Raw genomic sequence first — 23,062 nt, forward strand, 5'->3', positions numbered from 1 at the left:
CCCCCTATCTGACAGACGTATGTACAAACTCCGTTTCTCTACTCCTCATTATAGCCATGACAGCGAAAAAACCGCAAAAAGAAATGGAAAAGCCCTCCTTCCTGCAGGAGGGCTTTTCACGGTTCTAACCACCGCGTTAATCATGTTCTGTAAGCCATGTTCTGTACCTTCGTACTGCAAGCGGCTTTCGCCTCGTACTCCGGCGGTAATCATCTATCTACAGGCAGCGAGCGCCGCCTGTCCTTCCCTCCGTTCATTTCCTTCGGGAAGGTGCCCCTACCATCATTTGGGTTTCTCGCTCGTGGGGTTTACCGCGTTCCACCTCTAAGGTTTCCCTTAGAGCTGCGTCACTGTGGCACTTTCAGGGTAATCGAACCATATCCGCATAGCGGACGTAGGTTCTTTCCCCGCCGTCAGCCCAGCCGAAGCCAGACTGCCCTAGCTTATGGATTCGCTAGGCACGAACACTACGGGCATCTCAGCACCGTGCGAGCATGGACTTTCCTCTACGGCCGAAACCGGCCGCAGCGATTACCCGAACATGATTAACGCTGCAAGCATCTTACAGTATAATCGATTTGGTCACAGGAATCAAGGAGAAAAAATCGGTAAATCGACACCGATTTCGTTCCGACCAGCTGCTCACTCGTACAATTTCCGGCCAAATACGTGTTTTTCCAAGTTGGAAAGGCGTTGCAAAATATCGTAGTTCGTCGTTCCCGCCGACATCGTCGGCCGTTTTTGCAGCTCCTCGACTTGCCGTTTCAGCCGAGCGTTTTCTTGGCGCAGCTCGTCAATTTCCTGCTGAAATGCTTCATAATCTTTAATGACGAGATCCAAAAATTGATCCACTTCGTCTTGATTGTACCCCCGTATGCTTACTTTAAATTCCTTTTCCAAAATGTCTTTTGGCGTCAGTTTCACCTGATGGGCTGACATCGTTTTTTCACCTCAATCCGCATTCAACAATCATCTTCTCTTTATTTTTTCAGAAATTCAGCCGGTTGTCAATTGATGGTTGGCTTGCCGCATCAAGCGGGAAGCTATATGACGCCCAGGCAGACTTCCCGACGGCGCCGAAACGCCGTCCTCCGAGCCAAGCACTGCTGGCTTCTATTGTTTTCCATCCGTAAAAAACAGAAGCCGACAAAGCGGCTTCTGTTTTTGGTCCTTACTATCGCAACGGAAACGGCGGAAACGGAGCCAACCCTGGCATCGGCCCCGGACCCGGGCAGTACAGATGGCGATTGGCAACCTGAGCCACCGCCGATTCCGTATGCGGGAAATAATGTTGATGTTCATACAGGTGATGATAAACATGTGTCGTATGCGAAGGATGAATATGCGGCACAACCGTTGCTTCGAAGTGATGCAAAACGTTGCAGCGAGGCGGATGAACGATTGGCGCCGTTACATTCGGCAGACAATGCATAACATACCTCTCCTTTCATCAATTTAGGCTGTTGCTTGACAATACTAGCCTATGATGAACGGAGCGGACTCGTACTAGTATAGACACCCATTTTGAGCAGCCATTTGGCGCCAACAATCTGCCGGCTCTCCCGCCCCCCGGTGCTTCGGATGTTTTGGCATCGTCGTTCGTCTTTTTGAAGCCGTTATGTGTTGCGGGATGTCTCGCCATTCGTCAATATACATAATTGAACACGACAAACGTCAAACCGACGACAATAAAAAAGAGATACAAAATTTTCTTGTACATGCTCCGCATCGTCTTCTTCTCCCTGCCATCGTTTTCATTGATTCCGATGCCATTGTACACATTTTTTCTTTTTTCTACAAGATTCTCAACAAAAAGACGAAATGTTTTCGTTTTCTGTCACATTTTGCGCTTGCCAGGGAAATGGGCGGACGCTCATTTATTCCTTTTGCGTTCAAGCCGCACGAGCCGTTTGCGCCATTCCGCCTCTTCTTTTTCACTATGCTGCCGGCTCCGTTTCGCGAGCGATCGCCACGCTTCATACGCCATAGCGGCATAGCGGTACGCTTCCGCCGCATCCCGGAAATAATGTTCATACACCTTCGCCAGTTCAAGCCCGGCCTTCGCCTTCCAATAGCCATTTCCGTGAACAAATAAGTCGCGCCAAAGGAGAGCAGCTTCTTCGTACCGTTTGTCCTTTCGATACAAAAGCGAAAGCTGCCATTTCGCCGCCTGCGCTTCCTTCGCTTCTTTGCCGCTTGCTCCCTCGTACACCCCTCTAGCAGCCGCTGTTTCCCCGACCGCTTCGAACCAACGGGCGGCGGCCAACTGCTCCTGTAGGTCAGCGAGCCGATCCGCTTCAAGCAACTGAACGGATAAGTGAATGTAGAGAGCAATGAGCGACAACACGTCGCGCTCGTTATGGCGCAATACTGGCATGAGCCGGTCTGGATGAGGGGTTTGCAAAAACTCCTTGTACATCATCGGCGCCAAAAAGCCTGGCACATCATCGTCACGCTCGACATGGAGAATGTGCCGCTCGACTTCCGTCAGGCGCAGCGAATCCAATTTCTCTTTCCATAAGCGGCGGGCGGCATGATACAAATCAAAATGGCCGAACGCCGGCAATTTTGGCACCCTATCGCGGATGAGGGCATGGCGCGTTTTCAGACGCGGCCAGTCGAACGCTTTTCCGTTATAGGTCACAAGGGTCGTATAATCGACATCGGACAAAAAACTTTGATAGAGCGCCGCTTCCGCCCCCGGATGCGGCAAAACGTGCTGGCGGACAACGATGCGGTCGCCAAGCACGCGGGCATGGCCAAGCAAAAACATGATGTTCCCCGCTCCGCTTGAAAGCCCCATCGTTTCTGTATCAAAAAAGAATAAGTCGCTAACGGCAAAGCCGCGGCAGGAGAGCGGATGGGAAAACGGCGCCTCCTGCCATCTTTCGTGCACCTCATACAGCGCTCCGAGCCGATAGCGGCCGTGCTGATAGTCAAGCGGATACACCGTTTCCCGAATGAGGCAGTAATCACCGGCAAACCAATGCGGCTTGGCGCCGTACTCCCGCCAAACGTCGGCATACGGCACGTCCGTCACAGGCTGCCCGCCCGGTTTCTCTTCTTCTTTTTCTTCATCGTTCTCCTTTTTATGCCGGGCGGCAAGCAATTGTTTCCATTGCGCCAACTTCGGCTTCATCCGTTCGACCCTCCTTTTGTCGACGCCGACTCCATCGCATTGTACATCATTCCCCTAAATCGATGGACCCGTTCGATCGACAGTCTGTTCGTGTAAAAACATAACAAGCTCGCGTTTCACTGACAATCCGTTGGCGCCCGAAACACCGATGCATGATGGACACCCGTCCGCACACGGGCAACGTTCAACCCATTCCTTCGCGCGCTCCATGATCTCTTCACACTGTTCAAATACCGCCTCCGACAGGCCGACTCCGCCTGGATAGCGATCATAAAGGAAAATCGTCGGCCGTCCAGAATGCGGCGCCTTAAGCTGCGGCACGACGTGAACGTCAGAGCGGTCGCACATGACAAACACCGGCACGAGATGACCAAGCACATTGGCGATGCCAATCAGCAATTGCTCAAACAGCGCCGAGGAAAAGCGCGGCGGCACCGCCTCCCATTCGATCCACGCGGCCGATGTATGAAGCGTTTCCTCCGGAAGCCGAATCGGCCCGGAACCGATATTTTCAAATGTCGACAGCTTGATCTTTTTAAAAATCGTCGCCATCGCCCGAACCGATACATCTCCGTAATGCACCGTCATGGATCCGTATGCCTCTCTCCGGTCTTCTGACAGCACCTCAAGCTGCACCGCCAAATTCGCATCGGTGAAATATTCGACATCGACTTGGCGGACGTACGCCTTTTTCTCCTCCCAGTCGAGCTTTTCGACTTGGTATTGCGTTCCTTCGTGCAAATAAATCGCTTCGTCGTGAAGCAGCGTCATCGCGCTGAAGCGGTCCATTTCACCGATGACGCGATGGCGGGCGGTGTCAGAAATATCAATGATGACGACGTTTTCCTGCGCCGCGGAGCGCAAGCTGATATCATGCGCCGGAAATGCGTCGCTCATCCAATGCCAACGCCCAGCACGTTCGTGGAGCACCCCTTGCTCAGCCAAAAAATCGAGCACCTCTTCGACCTCAACGCCGCCGAACGTCTCGCCGCGCCGGAACGGAAGCTCATAGGCGGCACATTTGAGATGATCGACCAAAATGAGCAGATTGTCCGGGTTGATGCGCGCCGTCTCCGGCGAACGGGCAAAAAAGTATTCCGGATGGGAGATGATGTATTGATCAAGGGGGCTTGCGCTTGCGATCATGACAACGAGCGAATCGTCTTGGCGCCGGCCGGCGCGTCCGGCTTGCTGCCACGTGCTGGCGATCGTTCCCGGATACCCTGTTAAGATGCACGCTTGCAATTGACCGATGTCAACGCCGAGCTCGAGCGCATTCGTGCTGACCACTCCAATAACTTCGCCGCTGCACAACCCTTTTTCAATGGCGCGCCGCTCGTTTGGCAAGTAGCCGCCGCGGTAGCCGCGGATCGTCGTTTCGCCGATCCGTTCATTCACTGCCGCCTGCAAGCGACTTAAAATCAACTCCACACGGACACGGCTGCGCGCGAAAACGATCGTCGGAATACGGTTGACAAGCAACTGTCTTGCGAGCTCCACGGCCGTTTTTGTCGCGCTTTGGCGGATGTTCATCGTCCGCTCGACAACCGGCGGATTGTAAAACACGAAATATTTCCGCCCGCGCGGCGCCCCGTTGTTGTCAATAAGCGTCACCGGTTCGCCAATCAGTCGCTCCGCCAACTCTTTCGGATTGGCGATCGTCGCCGAGGCGCAAATAAACGTCGGTCGACTCCCGTAAAAGGCGCAAATGCGCTTTAAGCGGCGGATGACGTTCGCCACATGGCTGCCGAACACGCCCCGGTATGTATGCAGCTCATCAATGACGACGTAGCGCAGCTGTTCAAAAAGAGAAATCCATTTCGTATGGTGCGGCAAAATGGCCGTATGGAGCATGTCTGGGTTGGTGATGACAATATGGCCTGCCTGACGGATTTTTTGCCGCAGCGCCGGCGCCGTGTCGCCGTCGTATGTATGGCTGTAAATCGGCACTCCCATCTTGGCGATGATCTCGTTTAATTCGTTTTTTTGATCTTGCGCGAGCGCTTTCGTTGGAAAGATATACAGAGCACGGCTCGATGGCTCTTTAGCAATGGCATCAAGAACCGGCAAATTGTAGCAAAGCGTTTTCCCAGAAGCGGTCGGTGTAACGGCTACGATGTTTTGTCCGCTTTGCACGGCCTTGTATGCTGCGGCCTGGTGCGTATACAACGCGCCGATGCCGCGAACCTCCAGCGCCGCGCGCAGGCGCGGATCAAGTCCATCTGGAAACGGCGCGAAATTCGCTTCTTTCGGTTCGATTTCATGCCAATACACGACATTCGGATCTTGGCGAAGCTGTTCCATCCATTCCGAAAGCGTCTGTTTTTTCACGTCACATATCACCTCGCTTCTATTGTACATACATTCCATCTGTTTTCACTACAAAAAACACCCACGAGGAGGCAGTCCTTTTCCATTGTATTTGAACGGTTTGGGAAAAAGGATGCCTTCCCCCCATCTTCCCCGCCAAGGCGGCGTCCACATGGGCCGGGCGGCCTGTTGGCCATTCTTCTTCGCACAAAAACCGTCCAGCCGCTACAGCTGGACGGAATGGGCTCCACGATAGCCGAGTCTTGCTGACAGTTCTTTGCCGATCTGGCGCATGCGCACAGCGAGCGCTGTGATACGGTCGTCCGTCATGCGGATCGTTGGGCCGGAAACGCTGATCGCCGCGACGACGCTGCCAGTATAATCAAAAATCGGAACAGCAACACAGCGGATGCCGTACTCGTTTTCTTCCAAATCAAGCGCATATCCGTTTTGCCGAACAGTCTCAAGCTCACGGAAAAATGCCTCACGGCTGGTGATCGTCCGATCGGTATGCTTCGGCAGTCCTTTCCGTTCAATGATCTCCGAAGCCACCGCTGGCGGCAAATGGGCCAAAATCGCCTTGCCAACCGCCGTGCAGTGCATCGGAGCCCGCTTGCCGACTTTCGAATGCATGCGCAACGTCTCCGTCCCTTCCAATTTTTCAATATAAATGACTTCCCCCTGGTCATAGACGACGAGGTGGATCACCTCATTCGTTTCTTTTTCGAGCTGGCGCAAATATGGCTTCGCCTCCTGGCGCAAATCGATCGAATCAAGCAGCTTCGAGCTGAGCTCCAAAAACTTGTAGCCAAGCTTGTACCGCTCCGTTTCCGGATGTTGTTCGATATAGCCGTATTGGGCAAGCGTCGTTAAAATACGGTATACCGAACTTTTGTTGATGTCCATTTGCTTGGCGATTTCCGTCACACCCAGCCCATCCTTTTTCGTGCTGACGATTTCGATAATTTGCAACGCCCGGCGGACCGATTTGACCGTGTTTTCCTTTTCCATTACTTTCACCTCGATTGATTCTCTCCGCTCGCCATTATACACGAACGGCCGGGCTTTTGCAGGCAAAAAGAGCCACACCGGCGCGCATGGCAACGGCAGCGCCGCCTTAACGGACGGGACGCATTCACCATCAGGACGCGCCTGATGCCGTGTTTGGCCCAAGGATGCCGCATGTTCGTTATGAACGTCGGATGGAAACGGCCGGCGTTTGGGCGGCAACGAACGTATTGCGGAGCATGCCGATGCCGTCCACCTCGCACTCCACCACCGTCCCCGGGCCGACAAGCTCGGCGCCGACCGGGCTTCCCGTCAAAATGACGTCGCCCGGCTGCAGCGTCATGACATGGGACAAATACGAAATCATTTTGCTGAGCGAAATGATCATCAGCCCGGTCGGACTGTTTTGCTTTTCCTCGCCGTTCACCCGCGCTTTCACCGATACGGTTCGCGGATCAAACTCTGTTTCAATCACGGGGCCGAGCGGAGTGAACGTATCAAACGATTTGCCGATCGTCCAATGGCCATCCGGGTGGAAAAACTGTGGCGCGGTGACATCGTTGGCGACTGTATAGCCGAAAATATACGACCACACGTCCTCTTCGCTCACCTGCTTTGCCTCTTGGCCGATCACAACCGCCAGCTCGGATTCAAATTTCACTTCACCAATCCCGCTCGGAATGACCACCTCCGCTTCCGGCCCGACGACCGACGAGGATGGTTTAAAGAAAAAGACAGGAATATCTGGCAGTTCCACCGGCAGCTGTTCACTGGAGGCCACATAGTTGGCGCCAATGCCGATCACATGGCGCGGGACAAGCGGCGCCGCGAGCGAAACGCGATCATAGTGAAAGACGTTTCCCGTATAATCCCAAGCGGTAAACATATTTCCTTCGATTTCGCGGATCACTTCACCGTTTACCACACCGGCGCGAATGGCGCCGTCGGCAAGAAAACGGGCAAATTTCATCGATGGCTACCCCTCTCTGACCCGATTTTGTTCCTCAGCTTTTTCCTTGACTCGAGCCACCCCGGTCTCCATGGCGGCGCGGGCGACGGCGGAAGCGACCGCCTCGACGACGCGCCGGTCAAACGGATTCGGGATGACATACTCTTCCGTCAGCTCTTCCGGCCGGATCAACCCGGCGATGGCTTTGGCAGCGGCAATCTTCATCGCCTCATTAATTTGCGTCGCCCGCACATCGAGCGCGCCGCGAAAAATGCCAGGGAACGCCAGCACGTTGTTCACTTGGTTCGGCAAATCCGACCGGCCGGTCGCGACAATGGCCGCCCCAGCGGCTTTCGCCTCATCCGGCATGATCTCAGGCACCGGATTGGCCAAAGCGAATACGACCGCCTCGCGGTTCATCGTCCGAACCATCGCCGGCGTCAACGCCCCGGCGACCGAGACACCGATAAACACATCCGCGCCGTGAATGACGTCCGCAAGCGTCCCGGAGATACGGCGGTGGTTCGTTTGCCGGGCAATTTCTTCCTTGATGACGTTCATCCCATGCGGGCGCCCTTCATAAATCGCTCCTTTTGTGTCGCAAACGATCAGTTCACCAACCCCCATCGACAGCAACAATTTGGCGATCGCCACCCCGGCGGCGCCGGCGCCGTTGATGACCACCCGGCAATCGGCAAGCGGTTTGCCAACCACTTTCAAGGCGTTCGTCAGCCCGGCGGCCACGACAATCGCCGTGCCATGCTGATCATCGTGAAACACCGGGATCGCCATCTCTTGGCGGAGGCGCTCTTCAATGACAAAGCAGGCCGGAGCGGCGATGTCCTCCAAGTTGATGCCGCCAAACGTCGGTTCAAGCAACTTGACCGCCTGAATAAACTCATCCGGATCTTCGGTATCGAGGCAAAGCGGCACGGCATCAATGCCGGCAAACGCTTTAAACAAAGCGGCTTTCCCTTCCATGACCGGAAGCGCCGCCCGCGCGCCAATGTTGCCAAGCCCAAGCACCGCTGTGCCGTTGGAAACTACCGCGACGAAATTGCCTTTCACGGTGTAGTTGTACATTTCATCTTGGTCGACGTAAATTTCTTTGCACGGTTCAGCCACTCCCGGCGAATAAATGAGACTTAAATCATTGGCATTCACGACCGGCACTTTCACTTCAACTGACAGCTTTCCTCTTGCCTGCCGATGGACAAGCAACGCTCGTTCTCGCAAATGTTCCATCACTGATCCCTAGCTACTAGCCTTCCCCTATTCCGTTGTACCGCCTTTTGTGCTGCTTTGCACTGAACAACCGGCCAGTAGTAACTAGGAGCTGCCTCCTTTCTTTGTTTTATTTTCTTAATTTTCTGACCAAAGTAGATAAGAAGGAACAAGGTCATCCATTCCTTGTTCCTTATACAGCTTTCGGCATTTACTGCTGAATGGCGGCAAATTTCGCTTTTGCTTCTTGACGGCGGCGGTGCAAAATCGGCTCCGTATAGCCGTTTGGCTGTTCGTAGCCGAGGAAAATAAGATCGCATGCCGCTTGGAACGCCACCGAATCGTCGTAGTTCGGCGCCATCGGGCGGTAGTTCGGATCGCCGGCGTTTTGTTCGTCGACGACTTTCGCCATGCGCTTCAGCGTTTCCAGCACTTGCTCTTTCGTGCAAATGCCGTGATGGAGCCAGTTGGCGAGAATTTGGCTCGAGATGCGAAGCGTCGCCCGGTCTTCCATCAGCCCGATGTTGTGGATATCCGGCACTTTCGAGCAGCCGATCCCTTGGTCGATCCAACGGACGACATAGCCTAAAATGCTTTGGCAGTTGTTGTCAAGCTCCTCTTGAATTTCTTCCGCCGTCCATTGCGGGTTGTCGACGACCGGAATTTGCAAAATGTCGTCGCGGTAATCGCGTCGTTCGTTTGCCAGCTCGCTTTGCACAGCGGCGACGTTCACTTGATGGTAATGAAGCGCATGAAGTGTGGCCGCTGTCGGCGACGGCACCCATGCTGTATTGGCGCCGGCTTTTAATTGCGCTCCTTTTTGCTTCAGCATTTCTGCCATCAAATCCGGCATCGCCCACATTCCTTTGCCGATTTGCGCCCGGCCGCGGAAGCCGGCGGCAAGCCCAACAGCGACGTTCGATTTTTCATACGCCTGCAGCCAAGTCGATGATTTCATCTCGTTTTTCCTGCGCATCGGCCCGGCTTCCATCGACGTGTGAATTTCGTCGCCTGTCCGGTCAAGGAAGCCCGTGTTGATGAACACGATGCGGTCGCGCACTTGGTAGATGCAGTTTTTCAAGTTGAGCGACGTGCGGCGCTCTTCATCCATCACGCCGATTTTGATCGTATTCCGCTCAAGGCCGAGCAAATCTTCGACGCGGTCAAACAGCTCGTTGGCAAACGCCACTTCCGCCGACCCGTGCATTTTCGGCTTGACGATGTAAATCGAGCCTTTGCGCGAGTTCAAGTAGCGGGTGTTGCCGATCAGCGAATGTTTCATGATCAAGCTTGTAATCACCGCGTCGATGATCCCTTCGTGCACTTCTTCACCGTTGGCATCCAAAATGGCGTTGTTTGTCATTAAGTGCCCGACGTTGCGCACGAACATGAGCGAGCGGCCCGGCAGCACAAGCTCCCCGCCATCCGGCGTTTTGTAGACGCGGTCCGGATTCAAGGTGCGCGTCAACAGTTTTCCGTTTTTCTCAAACGTCGCGGTCAAATCACCTTTTATCAAACCAAACAAGTTGCGATACACGACCACTTTATCCTCGGCATCGACAGCTGCGACCGAATCTTCGCCGTCCATGATCGTCGTCACCGCCGCTTCTAAGACGATGTCTTTCACGCCAGCTTGATCTGTTTTGCCGACCGGATGTTCGCGGTCGATTTGAATTTCAATATGAAGGCCGTTGTTTTTGAGCAGCACCGCCGTCGGGCGTTGCGGCTCGCCTTGGAAGCCGATGAATTTTTCCGGCTCTTTGAGCCCTGTCGTTGCCCCTCCTTCGATGGTCACGACGAGCTGCCCATCCACAATGGCGTACTGGACAGCGTCTTTATGGGAATATTGCGCCAGCGGCACCGCTTCATCCAAAAACTGCCGCCCGTAGGCGATCACTTTCGCCCCGCGCACCGGGTTGTATGACGAACCGCGCTCAGCGCCGTCTTCTTCACTAATGGCGTCCGTCCCGTAAAGCGCATCATACAAGCTGCCCCAGCGGGCGTTGGCGGCGTTTAACGCATAGCGGGCGTTCGTCAGCGGCACGACGAGCTGCGGCCCGGCTTGCACGGTGATTTCGTCGTCCACGTTGTCCGTTGTAATCTCGAAATCTTCCACTTCCGGCTCCAAATAGCCGATGTCTGTCAAAAACGATTTGTATTCATTGAAATCAAAGCGGCCACGATGCGCTTTATGCCACTCATTCAATTGTTTTTGAATTTCGTCGCGGCGGGCGAGCAATTCTTTGTTGCGCGGCGTCAGATCGGCAATGAGCGCGCCGAAATCGCGCCAAAACTTGTCTTGATCCACCCCACTGTTCGGCAGAAGCTCCTCGTTGACAAAGTCGTACAACACTTTCGCGACTTGAATGTTGCCTTTTTGTACGTATTCGCCCATCGTTCTCTTCTCCCCCTCTTGTTTCTTATTAAGAAACACTGTTTCTTAATTGGCTTAAAAAGATGATACCATGAAAGCAAACGACTGGCAATCGTTTTTGCAACATTTTCATTTGACTGTCGACGGCGCTTGTTTCGTCTCGACGCACCGCCCCGGCGTCGGAAACAGCTTGCCGGCATTGAGCAAGTTTTTCGGATTGAACACATCGCGGATCGCCGTTTGCGCCAAAATTTCCTCATCAGTGAAAATGAAGCGCATCTCTTCTTTTTTCTCAATGCCAACGCCATGTTCCCCTGTAATCGATCCGCCGACCGCCGCGCACGCCTTGAGGCATTCGCTTCCGGCGGCAAGCGCCCGCTCCGTCTCCCCAGGCTTGCTCGCGTCAAACAGCACAAGCGGGTGCAAATTGCCGTCGCCGGCGTGGAAAATGTTGGCGATTCTCAGTCCATACCTGCGGCTGATCGCGGCGATTTCCCGCAGCACTTCCGGCAGACGGCTGCGCGGAATGACGCCGTCCTGCACTAAATAGTCAGGCGAAATCGCCCCCATGGCGCCAAAGCCGGTTTTCCGATTCGCCCACCAGCGGGCTCGTTCTTCCTCTGACTGAGCGACTTTCACTTCGCGCACATGATGGCGGCGGCAAATCGTTAAAATATCGTTGATTTGTTCGTCGATTCCAGCGGAAATGCCATCCACTTCAATGAGCAACAGCGCGGCGATGTCTTTCGGATGCCCCACCGGAAACGCGGCCGCTTCGACCGCCTCGATGGCGGTTTGATCCATCATCTCGAGCGCCGCCGGCACAATCCCGGCGGAAATGATGTCGGAAACGGTTTGGCTCGCGTCTTCGACTTCATCAAAATAAGCGAGCACCGTCTGTTTCGCCTCGGGATTTTTCAACAGGCGGACGGTAATTTTCGTCACGATGCCAAGCGTCCCTTCCGACCCGGTCAGCAGCCCGAGCAAATCGTAGCCGGGCGGATCGGGGACGCCGTTTCCGCCGATTTCAATCACTTCGCCGGTTGGCAAGACGACTTCAAGCCCTAAAATATGGTTTGTCGTCACCCCATATTTCAAGCAATGGGCGCCGCCGGCGTTTTCCGCGACGTTGCCGCCGATCGTGCAGCAATATTGGCTTGACGGGTCGGGCGCGTAGTAATAGCCGCGGTGGGCGACCGAGTTCGTCAGCTTCAAATTGACAAACCCCGGTTCGACAACGGCGCGGCGATTTTCCAAGTCCACATGCAACAGCCGCTTCATCCGCGTTAAGCTGATGACGACTTCGCCGTTTAACGGAATCGCTCCGCCGCTTAGCCCCGTGCCGGCGCCGCGGGCGAGAAACGGAAGGTCATGCTTATGGCAATAGTTGACGATTGCCGCCACTTCCTCAGTGCTGTTTGGAAAGACAACGGCCCTTGGCAAATGGCGGTGGACGGTGAACCCGTCGCAGTCATAGGCGATCAAGTCTTCCTTGCGGTACAAAATCGCCGTTTCGCCGACGATGCCGGCGAGCGCCTGAATGTGCGGGTCGTTCGTTGCAATCGGCCGCTTTCTCATATGCGCACGTCCTTCCCTTCTTCTTTTTGATACGCCCAATCGAGCAGCTGCACCGTATGGACGATTTTTTGGGTTCGGCCATGTTTCATGACGCCAAGCGCCATTTGCAGCATGCAGCCCGGGTTGCCCATCGAGATGAGTTCCACCTCTTGCGGCACGTGTTGCATTTTGCTCTCCAGCACCGCTTGCGCCATCTCCGGATGGGTGATGTTGTAAATGCCCGCACTGCCGCAGCAGCGGTCGGCGTTCGGCATGGCGACCATTTCCACCCCCGGAATGCTTTCAAGCAAGGCGCGCGGCTCTTGGCGGATGCCTTGGCCGTGGGCAAGGTGGCACGCATCATGGTACGTGAGGCGCACGTTCAGTTCGGCTCGCGGCCGCTCAAAACCGGTATCATGCAGAAACTTTGACACATCCTCGACTTTGGCGGCAAATTGCTCTGCTTTTTCATGCCATTCCGGATCATCGCGGAACAGTTCCGGATATTCTTTCAACATGCAGCCGCAGCCGGCGGCGTTGACAATGACATGGTCGACATGCTGAAACGCCTCGATGTTTTGCTTGGCGAGCTTCCGGCCCGTTTCGCGGTCGCCGGCATGCACATGAAGCGCCCCGCAGCACGTCTGGTTCGGCACGATGACGACGTCGTTGCCGTTTCGCGCCAATACACGGATCGTCGCCTCGTTAATGTCGCTAAACATCACGTCCATCACGCAACCGGTCAAGATCGCGACCGTCCGCTTTGTTTCCCCCTTCGCCTTGATGAGCGGCGCGCGCTTATACTTTTTCCGCACCGGCGTGCCGACCTCGGGCAAAACGGCCTCCATCTCCGCCAAATGGTCCGGCATCACCCGCAGCAATCCGGTTTTGCGCGCCACCGTCTGCAGCCCGCTTTTTTGGTACAGCTTCAACAAGCGGCCCAGCCAATCAAGGCGCGACGGGTGCGGGAACACCCCTTTTAAGAAAAAGTCGCTGACAAACGCCTTCCAGCCTGTAAGCGGCACCGCCTGGCGAAGCTGGCCGCGCACTTGTTCAATCAGACCGCCGACGTCGACATCGGCCGGGCAAGCCGTCGTACAGGCGCGGCAATCCAAGCACGTAAAAATCGGGTCAAGCAAATCCGGCGTTAAATCAAGCTTCCCTTCCCCGACCGACTTCATCAAATGGACGCGGCCGCGCGGGGAGTGCTGCTCCTGGCCGGTTTGTTCGTACGTCGGGCACGACTCTAAACACATGCCGCAATGGACGCAATCGGCCCACTTGCTTGGGTCGGGCAAATCGGCGAACCGGTAGTTGCCAAGGCTCGCGGTCGCACACGCCGGACTGCCCGTCCGCTCACTTGTCATGGCGTTCATCATTAAATCCCCCCAATAAAGCGCTGATCGTTGACCGTTTTGTTTGGATCGACTTTCCGTTTGATGCCCTCAAGCAAGAAAAAGTACGATGGCTTGGCGCCCCAGACATCGATGCGCTGGCGCAGCGAAAACGGCAAATGTTTCACCACCGCGTAGCCGCCGAGGCGAACTGCCGTTTGACGCAGCTCCTCGATCGCCGTCAACACGTCCTTTTCGCCGCCGCGCACGTACGCCTGACAAAGCCCATGGCCCAAACCGCCGTGCGCTTCGAGGCGGACATGGCAGCGGTCCGCAATTAAAGCGCTTTCTCGCAAGACAGAGAGCACATCCAAGTTGACAACCCCGATTTTCACTGCCGCTTCCACACCGTTTTCTGCCGGCGCCAGACGCCCGTTTGGCGCCACGGTATAAAACGTCCGCCAAAAGGCGGAAGCCTCCGCGCCGGCGAAAACGGCCATTTCCGCTGTTTGCGGCCGCAGGCGTTCGACCCACTGCTCTTGATAATGAACGGCGCTTTCCACATCTTCAAACCCGATCACAAGCGTATAAACCGGTCGTCCTGTCAGCCGCTCGGCAAGCGCCGGGTTGAGCAGTTCAAAACAAACCGGCTCCATCATCGTATCAAGGAACGAAACGGCGAACGAGCGAACGTCATGAAGATCGCCGCTTGGGAACGACAACAGCACAACGCTTTCATATTTCGCCAGCGGCCGGAGCTTGAACGTAATCTCGCTCAGCACGCCGAGCGTCCCCATCGCCCCGATAAACAGTTTGTTCATGTCATAACCGGCGACGTTTTTCACCACTTTGCCGCCAGAACGGATGACCGTGCCGTCCGGATAGACGACGCGCAGCCCGATGACCGAATCGCGCGCTGACCCATAGCCGAGCCGCTTCGGACCGCTGTCGTTCGCGGCAATGACCCCGCCGATCGTCGCTTCCTCCGGCCAAAACGGGTCCAAGGCGACCTTTTGCCGATACGGAGCGAGCGCGCGCTGCAACTCGCCAAACACCGTTCCTGCTTTGACCGTGACCGTCATATCGGCGGCCGCGTGTTCGACAATGCCGGCATAGCGTTCCAACGACAGTAAGATGTCCGCCTGCGCCCGCTGCCCGCCAAACCCCCGTTTTGTGCCGCGTCCGGCAATGGCGACTTTTTTGCCATGGCGGTCGGCATAGCGGAGCACCGCAGCGATTTCTTCCTCTGTTTGTGGATAGACCGTCACCGCCCCATCATTGCCAAGGGGATGGAACGTTTCATTCCGTTTGATTTGTTCCGGATGCAAAAACGCCTGCAGCTCCTCAATCCATGCCAATGAAAGCATGAGCGCCCTCCTTTGTTTCGTAATAAGAAACATCGTTTCTTTTTATCTGTAAAAAAAGCGAACCGCTTTCTTCATCAGGAAGAGCGTCCCGAGAGGATCGGACACCTTTTCTGATCCCCGTCATATCGACAGGCGGTTTCGCCCCAAACAACCTTTTGGGGCCAGCCCCCCCTACTTCTAATTAAATCATCGCGTCCCCATTTTTTCAATGATTTTTTAATTTTACGATCATTTTGTTCATTCTGTCTCTTTCACCACCACTCCAACCCGCTGCTCGAGCAGCTGGATGACGGCTGACATATCCAAATCGGCCAGTCCGGCGGCGATGGCTTCGGCAAACGCTTCTTCTGCTGGAATGCCGAGCCGGCGGCCGAGGCCGATTTCATCCATCAACTCGTTCGCCAAGCGCACGTCTTTATGTACGTATTTCACCGCCCCGCCAGGAGTGAATCGACGAGGCAGCACGAACTGCTCCATATGGCGGCGCAGCATCCGGCTGTCTCCGTAGCTTTCTTTTAATAGGCGATACAGCTTCCCGGCGTCGAGCCCGTAAGCGACGCCGGCGACCATCGCTTCCGCCGCGGCGACCGAATGGACGGCGACTAAGTACTGGTTGATCGCTTTGGCTGCGCTGCCGGCGCCGCTTTCTCCTAAATATTCGACCGTTTTTCCCAACGCGCCAAGCAGCGGGCGCACCTGCTCCCACGCCGCTTGATCGCCGCCGACCATCATCGTGAGCGTTCCTTGTTCCGCCCCTTCCGGCCCGCCGCTGACCGGCGCATCCAAATAGGCGACGCCGCGCTGACGGGCCCGTTCGGCCACAAGCCGGCTCGTCTTTGGGCCGACGGTTGTAAAATCGAGGCAAACCGTTCCCGGACGGGCCGCATCGAGAATGCCGCCTTCCCCTGTATAGACATTGATGACATCATCCGGCATCGATAAGCATGTGCAAATGACATCCGCCCCGCCGGCCAGTTCTGCCACTGTCGCCGCCTGTCGGGCGCCAAGGTTGACAAGCGGAACCGCTTTTTCTGGCGTACGGTTGTACACCGTGACATTGAATCCCGCTTCCAGCAGGCATCTGGCCATGCGCGAGCCCATCACGCCCAAGCCGATAAAGCCGACGCGTGTCATCGTCCTCCTCCTTCCTGCCCACGATATTCCTCATACCAGACCAAACTTTCGCTGCTTTCCCGCGATGGAATGTACTCAAGACCAATCGCTCCATTGTAGCCGCGCTTTTGCAAAAAGGCGAACATCTCGCGATACGGCAGCGCCCCCGTCCCCGGCTCATGCCGCCCGGGGGCATCGGCGAATTGGACATGGGCAATGAGCGGCTCGTAAGCAGCAAACGTGGCCGCCACATCGAAGCCAAGCCGCGCCATATGATAGATGTCATACTGCAGCTTGATGTTCGGCCGGCCGAGATCGCGGATGATCGCCGCTGCTTCGGCAATGTCCGTTAAAAAGTAGCCGGGCATATCGAACGGATTGATCGGTTCAATCATCAGCGTCAACCCATGAACCGCAAGCGCTGCAGCCGCTTCGTCGATGCGGCGCATATACGTTTCCTTCGCCTGCTCGCGCGGCATCTCCTTCGGCACAACTCCAGCCATGCAATGAAGATGCGGCACGCCAAGCTCAACCGCATAGCGCAGCCCCTCTTCCAGCGCCCGCTGAAACGCTTCATGACGATCGGGAAAAATCGCGAGTCCGCGCTCCCCCTTTTCCCAATCGCCCGCTGGCAAATTGATCAACAGAAGCGACAGTTCGTGTGCTTCCAACTCACAAGCAATCGCCTCCGGCGCCGCCGCATACGGAAACTGGCACTCTACTAATGAAAATCCGTGCTGCCTTGCCTTGGCAAACCGGGCGAGAAACGGCGTCTCCGTAAACATGGTCGATACATTGATGGCAAACTTCATCCTGTGACTCCTTCCCCCCTTTGTTCTTTTTTGTTATTCTCCTCACTCCCCGCCGATTCCTGCTTCACCGCGTCTCCCCTTTCACACCATAAAAAAACAGCCGCACCATGTCTTCGACCAATCGCTCGTTATACAAGGAAGGGGGAATTTTTTCCGACAGCTCCCGCCATCCGTTCAAGTAAAGCAACAGCGCCTCGATCGATAAACGCGGGTCCACTTCCCCTTTTTTCTGGGCTTCGCGAATCATGTCCACCACCAGCGGCAGCACCCGCGTTTCATTTATCAGCTCGATTGAACGGCGAAATTCTTCATCCTCCTGCATCCAGCAGAGCATCACATCTGTCCAACCTTCTTTAAACAATTTCACCTCTTGGAAAATCGTATGCTTCACCTTTTCTTCAAACGATTCCGCTTGCTTCAAAAACGCCTCGTATTCATCCACTTGCCGGATCACGTCATCAAGGAGCGTTTCGCGGATGAGATGTTCCTTGCTTCCGAAATAATTGTAAATCGTGACCGGCGATACATGGGCCTGTCTCGCAATCTCTTGGATCGTTACCTCGCGTGGATCCCTCATTTTCTGGAGCAGCTCCAATACCGCCTGCTTGATCGCCTGCTTTTTTTGTTCTGTCCGCCTGGCAAAGCCGTTCATCCAGTACCACCTTCCGCCTTGTTGTTCTTTCTCTTATTTTACCGCTCAATATAATGAAATATAAATAAAAACAAATCACAAAATTCATTGATGAATCTCTAAATAATATCGTATAATAAAAATGAAATATTTAAACATAAATATTTCAAAAACCGATTTCGGGGGAGATCGCGCCATGATCGAACTGCAACAGTTGACCAAAGTCTTTCCAAACGGCAAGGGCATTTTTGATGTTACCTTAACCGTCCGTGAAGGGGAAGTATTCGGATTTTTAGGGCCGAACGGTGCCGGCAAGTCGACGACGATCCGGCACTTGCTTGGATTTCTGAAACCGACGAAAGGACGCGCCGCCATCAAAGGGTTCGACTGTTGGCGTGAGTCGGTTCAGGTGCAGGCGTTAATCGGCTATTTGCCCGGTGAAATCGCCTTCCCCGAAGGAATGACCGGGATGGAATTGCTCGACTTGCTGGCCGGGATGCGGCGAATGAACACGACCCGCTACCGCGACGAGCTGATTGAACGGTTGCAATTGGATGTCCGCCTCCCGATCCGGAAAATGTCCAAGGGAACAAAGCAAAAAGTCGGCCTTGTCGCCGCGCTCATGCATGATCCTGAAGTGATCATTCTCGATGAGCCGACATCCGGCCTTGACCCGCTCATGCAGCAAACGTTCATCGATCTGATCCGTGAAGAAAAGCAAAAAGGGAAAACGATCTTTTTGTCTTCACACATCTTTCTTGAAATCGAGCGGACGTGCGACCGAGTGGCGATCATGAAAGACGGCCGTCTGATAGCGGTCAATGACGTTCATGAACTGCAATCGATGCAACGGAAACTGTTTGACGTCATTTTGTCCCGCGAAGAGGATGTCGCGAAACTGCTCGCCTCGCCGCTCGAGGTCGTCCACCATGCCGGCCGCCGCGTCTGCATCGCCTTGCAAGGAAACTACGATGCCTTCATTCGTGAGCTGGCCCAATACAAGGTGCAAAGCCTCGATATCCATGCGCAAAGCTTAGAAGATATTTTTCTGCATTACTATGATCGCCGGGGGGATGAACGATGAATACCGCTTTATATAAACATATGGTCAAAGCGCAGGCCAAAACGATCATCAGCTATTCGGTCGGATCAGCCTTTTATATTGCGCTGATTGCCGCCATCTACCCATCGTTGGCCGATTCGAAAGCCTTCAACCATTATCTGCAGCAGCTGCCGAGCGAGATCCTCAAAGCGTTCAACATCACCGGCATGGACAACCTGCTCGAATTCATTGCCGGGGAGTATTACGGTTTGCTGTTTATTTTAATCGGTTCCATTTACTGCGTGACCGCCGCCAATCACCTGATGGCGCGCCCCATCGACCGCGGTTGGATGGCCTATTTGCTTGCGACGCCGAATTCGCGGCGAACGATCGCCTTCACCCAAGCGCTCGTACTGCTTACGGGATTAGCGGCGATCGGCGTCTCGACCATCGCCGCGGGCTTTGCCGCCGACGCGTGGTTCGTTGCCGATGATGCTCTCGATGCAGAGCGGTTCCTGATCATGAATGCGTTTGGGTTCCTTCTCTTTTTCGCCATCAGCGGCTATTCGTTTTTCTTTTCCGCTATGGCCAATGACGAAAAACGGGCGCTGTCGTTATCCGGCGGAGCCACCGTTCTGTTTTACAGCTTGGATCTCATCGGCAAGCTGGCCGAGAAAGCCGAATGGCTCCGATATGGGTCGATCTTTGCCGCCTTCGAGCCTGGAAACATCGCCCAAGGCCAAGCGGAATGGCTCCCTGTCTCCCTGTTGTTATTCGCGCTCGGCGCCCTCGGCTACACGGCAGGAATTGGCCTGTTTGCCAAGCGCGACTTGCCGCTTTGATCCGTGCCCTCGTCATAGAAAAAAGGGCTGCTCCTTTTGGCAGCCCTTTTTGATGCTCAATCGTCATCGCTGGCGAAAAAACGCAAAATGTAGACAAACAAGTTGATGAAATCAAGGTAAATATTGACGACAATCATCGGAATGTCCGCTTCCGTAAAGCCATAGCGGGCCAAACGGTTGATGTCGTAAATCGTAAAGCCAAGGAAAATCAAAATCCCTAGCGCCGCCACTCCCATTTGCCCGACGCTCGAGAACGGGATGAACCATTGAATGATCAACAAGCCAAGGAGCGCAAACGCGCCAAGCATCAAAAATCCGCCGAGGAACGAAAAATCTTCTTTCGTTCGCGCCGCGTAAATGGCAACGCCCGTAAACGAGACAACCGCTAGGGCAAACGCTTTGAACACCGCCGCCGCGCCGATGATGGAAATGTAATAGCCGATGAGCGGATAAAGCGTCGCCCCCGAGACAAACATAAAGGCAAACATGAGCGGATAGCCGACCGCTTTTTTGCTGCGGGCGAAGATCATCACCAAAAGCAAAATGAGTTCAAGCGCATAAAGCGGCAAATAAAGGCCGGCCGGCACCCATTGCCCGGCGTACAGCCCCGCCGTCGCAACGGCCAACGCCGCGAGAAATGAAACCGCCAACTTCGCCACCGGGCTGTGCGGACGATAAACGGTCGAATGATTCATGGCAACCCCCTCCTTTTTCTTTCTAGTTTAACATATTTTTGTTTCTTGTCACAGTCCCCTCTTTTTTTCGCTGCCATAGCCATCGCGCCATCCTTATCCGCCGTGCCGCATTGGCCAACGTTCGATCCGTTGAAACCAGCGGGTCGCGAACAGTTTTTTCAGCACTGGCGGGACGACGAACAGGATGAAGAAAATGCGGAACATTTGGTAGCTCGTCACGATCGCAAGGCTCGCGCGCGCTTCCTGCGCCAAAATCCCCATCTGATCCATGCCGCCCGGCGCCAAAGCGATGAAAGCGGTCAAATAAGGGACGCCGTGCCAGCTTGTCAGCACAAACGCGGAAGCCATAGAAAACAAAATAAGGAAAAAACCGGTGGCAGCCGCCGCAAGCATCATGTTCCGTTTCTCCTTCATATCAGCCGGCTTAAGCGCTAAACCGAGATACGCCCCCATCGTAATTTGCGCGATGTCCAATATCGGCGCCGGCAAGTTCGGCGCCGGCACCCCAGCGATCACCAGCGCCGCCGTCCCGATGATCGGACCAAGCAAATACGCGGTCGGCAGTTTTAGGCGCTTGCCAACTAGTGCGCCAGCAACGGTAACGATGAAATACAATAAAGCAAGGCCCACCGTCCAATCCGGCCCTCGCTCGGTTCCAGCATCCACAGCCGCTCCGGAGCTGCCGGAAAACATCGGGCCTAAAGCGATGAGCGGAACAAGAAAGACAACGCCCATAAGGCGCATCACTTGAAAGAGCGTAACGACCGTTATGTCGACTCCTTTTAGCTCTTCGCCGAGAACGAGCATTTGCGACAACCCGCCGGGGATGCTGCCGGTGACGATCGAGCGGAGCGGAATGCCGGTTATGCGCGCCGCCGCACAAGACAGCAGAAAGCTAAACAATAAAATCAACACTGTCACCAACAACATTGACGGCAGCTGTCGGCCCATCTCGGCGAGCGTCGCCGCCGTCATCGATGTGCCAAGCGTATAGCCGATCGGGATGAGCCCGGCGTTGCGAATCGCCATCGGCCAATACAGCTTTCCTTTCAAAAAACGCTCCGCTATAAGCAACACCGCCGCCGGACCAAGCACCCAGTGAAGCGGGACGCGCAAAAGAGCAAATCCGATGCCGCCTGACGCTGCAATGACAAACGTCAAGGCGATGTGCATCAGGTTGTTCTTCCCTTGTTGTCCTTCCGGAGCCAAATGGAACACTTCCCTCCGCCTTTAGTGAACGACTCGTATCGGTCCTTTCTGCGTGTAGATGGCAGCGATTGGGCAAACAAGGACGGCACGATCGTTGATGATCCGTTTTCGGCAAACTAAGAAACGCCAAACAAAAACAGGGGCTGATCCAAAAAGGCGTCTGCCTTGAAGATCAGCCCAATATATCGTGCGGCAGAAACAGTCAATACGCATGATAACGGTGAAAGAGGGTGTCCCGCTCCTTTTGAGACACCCTTATTCTTCCCTTGCCCACGAACGGCAAGGAAATGTGCCGTCATCTTTTGCGCCATTCGCTTAATCGGCAAATAAATCGGATGACAAATACCGTTCGCCGGAGTCCGGCGCCATGCAAAGAACGCGGGCGCCTTTCGGGAGCTGCTCGGCCACTTTGATGGCGTAATAGGCGCTGGCCGCGGCCGAAGCACCGACCAAAATGCCTTCCTTCGCCGCCAGTTTGCGCGCCATCTGCTGGGCATCCTCATCTTTGATCAAAAAAATGTCATCATAAATCGAGCGGTTTAAAATTTTCGGGATAAACCCCGGACCCGTGCCGGGAATTTTGTGCGGCCCCGGCTTGCCGCCCGACAAGACGGGCGAGCCGTACGGTTCAACGACATAAATGCGCAAATTCGGGATCCGCTTTTTCAATTCTTCTCCCGTTCCCGTCACCGTTCCCCCGGTGCCGGCGGTGAGCACGAACGCATCGAGCCGCCCATCGAACGCTTCGTAAATTTCCACCGCCGTCGTATGCCGATGCGCGTCCGGGTTGGCCGGGTTTTCAAACTGCATCGGGATGAAGCTGTCAGGGATCTCGCGGGCGAGCCGGTTCGCCTCATCGATCGCCCCTTGCATTCGTTTCTCCGCCGGCGTCAAATAGACTTCGGCCCCGTACGCCTTTAAAATTTTCACCCGCTCGACCGTCGCATTATCCGGCATCGTGATGATGCAGCGATACCCGCGGGCGGCGCACACCATCGCCAAGCCGATGCCGGTGTTGCCGGATGTCGGTTCAATGATCGTGCTTTTTCCCGGCGCAATTTTCCCTTCCGCTTCGGCGCGGCGGATCATTTCCCAAGCCGGTCGGTCTTTGACGCTGCCGCCAGGGTTAAACGATTCAAGCTTCATGTATACATCCGCCCCGTTCGGGTCCGGAAGGCGGCGCAGCTTGACAATCGGCGTGCCGCCGATCAAATCTAAAATCGAATCATACAATTTCACGACCGTCCCCAACCTTTAGCAAAGTATTGGTTTTCCCCTTTCATTATAGATGATTTTTCTTTTTTCGTTCAAACAGTCTGTCCCGCCGGCTGCATCGGGCGTTTTCCAATCGTTGTTTGCAAACGGAAATTCGTTGGGTCGGACCGATTGCGATTTTTCCTCTGTTCTAGTCGGATATTCCCCCTTATAATAAAAAATAAACGATGGAAAGCGAGGT

19 protein-coding genes and 1 other RNA gene are annotated in these 23,062 nt (G+C 55.0%); 2 read left to right on the plus strand and 18 right to left on the minus strand.

Translation table 11 applies throughout. The features are described from left to right. Positions 1-145: 145 nt before the first annotated feature. The 15 genes from rnpB to N685_RS0115575 form a co-directional block, all read right to left on the minus strand. Positions 146-543, minus strand: an RNA gene (gene rnpB / locus N685_RS19215) — RNase P RNA component class B. Positions 544-642: 99 nt separating this feature from the next. Further along, complete coding sequence (gene gpsB, locus N685_RS0115500; protein ID WP_031409834.1) at positions 643-939, minus strand: cell division regulator GpsB; 297 nt, start codon at positions 937-939, stop codon at positions 643-645. Positions 940-1,174: 235 nt separating this feature from the next. After that, positions 1,175-1,432 carry a spore coat protein gene (locus tag N685_RS0115505; RefSeq protein ID WP_031409836.1) on the minus strand — a complete coding sequence of 86 codons (258 nt, stop codon included), beginning with the start codon at positions 1,430-1,432 and terminating at the stop codon, positions 1,175-1,177. A 441-nt stretch (positions 1,433-1,873) separates the two neighbouring features. Next, on the minus strand, positions 1,874-3,139 hold the full coding sequence (locus N685_RS0115515; RefSeq protein ID WP_031409838.1) for a ribonuclease H-like domain-containing protein: 1,266 nt from the start codon (positions 3,137-3,139) through the stop codon (positions 1,874-1,876). 54 nt (positions 3,140-3,193) lie between these two features. After that, on the minus strand, positions 3,194-5,470 hold the full coding sequence (locus tag N685_RS0115520) for a DEAD/DEAH box helicase (protein WP_031409840.1): 2,277 nt from the start codon (positions 5,468-5,470) through the stop codon (positions 3,194-3,196). A 204-nt stretch (positions 5,471-5,674) separates the two neighbouring features. Continuing rightward, entirely contained in the window at positions 5,675-6,460 is a 786-nt protein-coding gene (locus tag N685_RS0115525; protein WP_031409842.1) for an IclR family transcriptional regulator, read from the minus strand. A 178-nt stretch (positions 6,461-6,638) separates the two neighbouring features. Next, positions 6,639-7,427: a fumarylacetoacetate hydrolase family protein gene (locus N685_RS0115530; protein WP_031409844.1), complete on the minus strand. Its 789-nt coding sequence runs from the start codon at positions 7,425-7,427 to the stop codon at positions 6,639-6,641. A gap of 6 nt (positions 7,428-7,433) precedes the next feature. Beyond that, on the minus strand, positions 7,434-8,651 hold the full coding sequence (locus tag N685_RS0115535; RefSeq protein ID WP_031409846.1) for an NAD(P)-dependent malic enzyme: 1,218 nt from the start codon (positions 8,649-8,651) through the stop codon (positions 7,434-7,436). 190 nt (positions 8,652-8,841) lie between these two features. Continuing rightward, a complete protein-coding gene (locus N685_RS0115545) occupies positions 8,842-11,025 on the minus strand; it encodes a malate synthase G (protein WP_031409849.1) in 2,184 nt (727 codons plus the stop codon). Positions 11,026-11,133: 108 nt separating this feature from the next. After that, positions 11,134-12,582 carry an FAD-binding oxidoreductase gene (locus N685_RS0115550; RefSeq protein ID WP_031409850.1) on the minus strand — a complete coding sequence of 483 codons (1,449 nt, stop codon included), beginning with the start codon at positions 12,580-12,582 and terminating at the stop codon, positions 11,134-11,136. Then, positions 12,579-13,940 (minus strand): (Fe-S)-binding protein, encoded by a 1,362-nt coding sequence (locus N685_RS0115555; protein WP_156961400.1) that lies wholly within the window; start codon positions 13,938-13,940, stop codon positions 12,579-12,581. The genes N685_RS0115550 and N685_RS0115555 overlap by 4 nt, the downstream gene beginning before the upstream one ends. Beyond that, positions 13,940-15,262: an FAD-binding oxidoreductase gene (locus N685_RS0115560; RefSeq protein ID WP_031409854.1), complete on the minus strand. Its 1,323-nt coding sequence runs from the start codon at positions 15,260-15,262 to the stop codon at positions 13,940-13,942. The genes N685_RS0115555 and N685_RS0115560 overlap by 1 nt, the downstream gene beginning before the upstream one ends. Positions 15,263-15,499: 237 nt before the next feature. Next, positions 15,500-16,396 carry an NAD(P)-dependent oxidoreductase gene (locus N685_RS0115565; protein ID WP_031409856.1) on the minus strand — a complete coding sequence of 299 codons (897 nt, stop codon included), beginning with the start codon at positions 16,394-16,396 and terminating at the stop codon, positions 15,500-15,502. Next, a complete protein-coding gene (locus tag N685_RS0115570) occupies positions 16,393-17,187 on the minus strand; it encodes a hydroxypyruvate isomerase family protein (protein WP_031409858.1) in 795 nt (264 codons plus the stop codon). The genes N685_RS0115565 and N685_RS0115570 overlap by 4 nt, the downstream gene beginning before the upstream one ends. Before the next feature lie 64 nt (positions 17,188-17,251). Beyond that, on the minus strand, positions 17,252-17,839 hold the full coding sequence (locus tag N685_RS0115575) for a TetR/AcrR family transcriptional regulator (RefSeq protein ID WP_031409859.1): 588 nt from the start codon (positions 17,837-17,839) through the stop codon (positions 17,252-17,254). A 175-nt stretch (positions 17,840-18,014) separates the two neighbouring features. Here N685_RS0115575 and N685_RS0115580 point away from each other — a divergent pair, with 175 nt between their 5' ends. Both N685_RS0115580 and N685_RS0115585 read left to right on the plus strand, forming a co-directional pair. Further along, positions 18,015-18,902: an ABC transporter ATP-binding protein gene (locus N685_RS0115580; protein WP_031409860.1), complete on the plus strand. Its 888-nt coding sequence runs from the start codon at positions 18,015-18,017 to the stop codon at positions 18,900-18,902. Continuing rightward, the gene (locus N685_RS0115585) at positions 18,899-19,702 is read left to right on the plus strand and encodes an ABC transporter permease subunit (protein ID WP_031409861.1); all 804 of its coding nucleotides are present in this window, start codon (positions 18,899-18,901) and stop codon (positions 19,700-19,702) included. The genes N685_RS0115580 and N685_RS0115585 overlap by 4 nt, the downstream gene beginning before the upstream one ends. Positions 19,703-19,758: 56 nt before the next feature. Here the strand turns inward: N685_RS0115585 and N685_RS0115590 are convergent, their stop codons facing one another. From N685_RS0115590 to cysK, 3 genes are all read right to left on the minus strand, one after another. Then, complete coding sequence (locus N685_RS0115590; RefSeq protein ID WP_031409863.1) at positions 19,759-20,397, minus strand: Bax inhibitor-1/YccA family protein; 639 nt, start codon at positions 20,395-20,397, stop codon at positions 19,759-19,761. Positions 20,398-20,490: 93 nt separating this feature from the next. Next, on the minus strand, positions 20,491-21,570 hold the full coding sequence (locus N685_RS0115595; RefSeq protein ID WP_033842458.1) for an AbrB family transcriptional regulator: 1,080 nt from the start codon (positions 21,568-21,570) through the stop codon (positions 20,491-20,493). A gap of 351 nt (positions 21,571-21,921) precedes the next feature. Continuing rightward, on the minus strand, positions 21,922-22,845 hold the full coding sequence (cysK, locus tag N685_RS0115600; protein WP_031409868.1) for a cysteine synthase A: 924 nt from the start codon (positions 22,843-22,845) through the stop codon (positions 21,922-21,924). Between the last annotated feature and the right edge of the window lie 217 nt (positions 22,846-23,062).

The organism is Geobacillus vulcani PSS1, assembly GCF_000733845.1.
Classification (GTDB): Bacteria; Bacillota; Bacilli; order Bacillales; family Anoxybacillaceae; genus Geobacillus; species Geobacillus vulcani.